The sequence below is a fragment of the Streptomyces calidiresistens genome, from assembly GCF_014141525.1.
Classification (GTDB): domain Bacteria; phylum Actinomycetota; class Actinomycetes; order Streptomycetales; family Streptomycetaceae; genus Streptomyces; species Streptomyces calidiresistens.
In genome coordinates this window covers 1-2,584 of record NZ_VKHS01000757.1, presented here as the reverse complement: position 1 = coordinate 2,584, position 2,584 = coordinate 1, and the positions used below count along the sequence as shown (strand labels likewise).

Annotated in this window: 3 protein-coding genes; all 3 read left to right on the top strand. The window is 70.0% G+C overall.

Annotation, left to right across the window (positions count from 1 at the left end):
- Positions 1-9 precede the first annotated feature (9 nt).
- The 3 genes from FOE67_RS22415 to FOE67_RS22405 all read left to right on the top strand — a co-directional run bounded on the left by FOE67_RS22415 (position 10) and on the right by FOE67_RS22405 (position 2,563).
- On the top strand, positions 10-552 hold the full coding sequence (locus FOE67_RS22415) for a YbaK/EbsC family protein (RefSeq protein WP_323385299.1): 543 nt from the start codon (positions 10-12) through the stop codon (positions 550-552).
- A 189-nt stretch (positions 553-741) separates the two neighbouring features.
- Positions 742-1,683, top strand: a complete 942-nt coding sequence (locus tag FOE67_RS22410) for an ATP-binding cassette domain-containing protein (RefSeq protein WP_182666652.1) — start codon at positions 742-744, stop codon at positions 1,681-1,683.
- A gap of 37 nt (positions 1,684-1,720) precedes the next feature.
- Positions 1,721-2,563 (top strand): ABC transporter permease, encoded by an 843-nt coding sequence (locus tag FOE67_RS22405; RefSeq protein ID WP_182666651.1) that lies wholly within the window; start codon positions 1,721-1,723, stop codon positions 2,561-2,563.
- The last annotated feature ends 21 nt before the right edge of the window (positions 2,564-2,584 follow it).

The following is a 2,584-nucleotide window of genomic DNA, read 5'->3' as shown; positions in this document are numbered from 1 at the left end:
GCCGTCCCCTTGCCCGACACCGACACCGACACCGACGGCCGGGGCGGCATCCCCTCCCGGGACCGGACCGCCCACGGGCGGCTCAGGGAACTGGCCGACCGCCACGGGGCCTCCTACCGACTCATCGAGCACCCCCCGGAGGGGCGCACCGAGGTGGCCAGCGCCCTGCGCGGACACGCCCTGGCGCGCAGCGCCAAGTCCCTGGTCGTGGTGGTGCGGCCGAACAAACGGACCCGCCGGTACGTGCTCGCCGTCATCCCCGGCGACCGGCGCCTGGACCTGTGCCGGGTCGCGGAATGCGCCGGCGGGCGCAGGGCCGGCTTCGCCGACCGCGAGACCGCCGAGCGACTCGCCGGCTCGGTCAGCGGCTCGATCATCCCTTTCTCCTTCCACCCCGACCTCGAATTGATCGTCGAGGAGGACCTGTTGCGCGGCGACACCCTGTACTTCAACGCCGCCCGGCTCGACCTGTCGATGGCACTGGCCACCGAGGACTATCTGCGGATGGCGCGTCCGCGCACCGAACGAATCGCGGAACCCGTCGGTCCCTGACCGCCGGAACGCCGTCGAGGCCGGGGTATCCGCCGCATTTCAGGAACCTGCAGGGACTTCCGCCCCCACACCCGTACCGCTTTAGCATCACGGGGCAGCGGTGGCGGCAATTCTCGATGACATATCCGAACCGTGGCCCGCCACCGGGCCGCCGGAAAAGCAACGGAGGCCGAGCACGTGGCCACACCCATGATCGAGGCAATAGAGGTAACGAAGTCGTTCGGCGACGTCGCCGCTTTGGACGGCGTGAACGTCTCCGTCCCCGAGGGTTCGATCCACGGCCTGCTGGGACACAACGGCGCCGGCAAGACCACCCTGGTCAACATCTTCTCCACCCTGCTCGAACCGACCGCCGGCACCGCCCGGATCCGCGGCCTCGACGTGACCGCCGAGCCGCAGCAGGTCCGCCGCTGCATCGGGCTGACCGGACAGTTCGCCTCGGTGGACGAGCAGCTCTCCGGACGGGACAACCTCGTCCTGATCGCCCGCCTGCTCGGCGCGACCAAACGTCAGGCCCGGACCCGCGTGGACGAACTGCTGGAGCTGTTCGAACTCTCCGACGCCGCCGGGCGACCGGTCTCCCAGTACTCGGGCGGCATGCGCAGACGACTGGACATCGCCGCCAGCCTCGTCGGATCACCACAGGTCATCTTCCTCGACGAGCCCACGACCGGCCTGGACCCGACCTCCCGGCTCGGGGTGTGGGAGATCGTGAAGCGACTGGCCAAGGACGGCGTGTCCGTACTGCTCACCACCCAGTACCTCGAGGAGGCCGACCGTCTCTGCGACCGGATCACCCTCCTGTCCAAGGGCAGGGTCATCGCGGAGGGCACGCCCGGCGAGCTCAAGGCCGACGTCGGCCAACGCATGGTGACCGTGACGCTGCCGACGGAAACCGGGGTGCCCGGCGCGGTGAAGGCGCTGGAGGACACCGGCATCCGCGCGATCCCCCAGGAGTCCGGTACCACCATCAGCGTCCCGGTCACCGCCTCCGCGGACCTCGCCGCCATCGTGCGCACCCTGAACGAGGCGGGCACCGAGATCACCGAACTCGGCTTCTCCGAGCCGACCCTGGACGACGTCTACCTGCGGCTGACCCGGGAACCCACCGGGAAGTCGGTGCCCGCGTGACCGTCCCGACCATTCCCACCGAAGAAGGAGAGCACCGATGACGGTCATCGAGGCCGAGGCCGGCCGGCGGACAGGGCCGGCCGACCGGGGGCACCCGTCCGAACAGTGGGGCACCAGCGGGCTGATCTCCCAGACCGCCGCCCTCACCGGCCGCTCGATCCGGCCCTACCTGCAAACCGGCGTGCTCGTCGTCACCTTCGTCGAGCCGCTGGTCATGCTGCTGATGTTCGCCGGCGTGTTGAAGGTGCTGGGCGACGCGCCCGGCATGCCGACCGACATGGCCTACATCGACAACCTGGCCCCCGCCATCATGATCATCACCGCGGTCGCGGCCGGCGCCCAGGCGGGCAACGGTCTCATCAACGACCTGCGCAACGACGTGATCACCCGCTTCCACACCCTGCCGATCAACCGGTTCAGCGTGCTGCTGGCCAGGAGCTTCGCCGACGGGACCCGGGCGCTCTACCAGCTGATCGCGGTCGCGGTCCTGGCCGCGCTGTTCTTCGGCTTCGCGCCCCCCGGCGGAATCGCGGGCGTGGTGGGCTCGATCCTCATGAGCCTGCTCGTCGGCTGGTCCATGAGCTGGATCTTCATCGCCATGGCCGCGGTGCTGCGCAACGGCGACGTGCTGCGCATGATCACCACCCTGATGACCTTCCCGCTCCTCTTCGCCTCCAACGCCTTCGTCCCGCCGGAGTCGATGCCAACCTGGCTCCGGGTGATCGCCCAGGCCAATCCCATCTCCTACGCCAACGACGCCACGCGCAGCATGGTCGCCGGCACCATCACCCTCACGGAACTGCTCGCCACCCTCGTCGCGTGCCTCGCCCTGGTGTGCGTCTGCGCGCCGATCGCGAAGCGCTCGTTCCGGGTGATGTGACCCCCGCCCCCCCCCCCCCCC

What these genes read in the sequence shown, in the direction of transcription:
- FOE67_RS22410 (WP_182666652.1), top strand. Translation starts at nt 742, where the DNA reads ATGATCGAGGCAATAGAGGTAACGAAGTCGTTCGGCGACGTCGCCGCT.
- FOE67_RS22405 (WP_182666651.1), top strand. Translation starts at nt 1,721, where the DNA reads ATGACGGTCATCGAGGCCGAGGCCGGCCGGCGGACAGGGCCGGCCGAC.